This window comes from Altererythrobacter sp., from assembly GCF_050299635.1.
Taxonomy (GTDB): Bacteria; Pseudomonadota; Alphaproteobacteria; order Sphingomonadales; family Sphingomonadaceae; genus Erythrobacter.
The window spans coordinates 1-267 of record NZ_JBNKWF010000066.1; the positions used below are offsets into that span (position 1 = coordinate 1).

Sequence of the window (267 nt, forward strand, 5' to 3'; positions counted from 1 at the left end):
CCCTCGATCCCGGCGGTACTCGAGGGGCTCAAGGCGAAGGGCTGCCGGCGCATCCTGGTGGTGCCGATGTACCCACAGTACGCGGCCAGCACGACGGCCTCGGTCAGTGACGAGGCGGCCCGCTGCATGCTCGCGTGGCGCAATCTGCCGGAGATGCGCTTCGTGCGCAGTTTCTGCGACCAGCCCGGCTACGTCGACGCGCTCGCCGCCAGCGTGCGCGAGCATTGGATGCGCAACGGGGAGGCCGAGAGACTGGTGATGAGCTTT

1 protein-coding gene (only partly in view) is annotated in these 267 nt (G+C 68.5%); it reads left to right on the forward strand.

Annotation, left to right across the window (positions count from 1 at the left end; translation table 11 throughout):
* Positions 1-60: 60 nt before the first annotated feature.
* Positions 61-267: part of a ferrochelatase coding region (gene hemH / locus ACQY6C_RS14830; protein WP_427970059.1), annotated on the forward strand (this coding region is incomplete at its 3' end). 464 nt of the annotated region lie beyond the right edge of the window; the window shows 207 of its 671 annotated nt.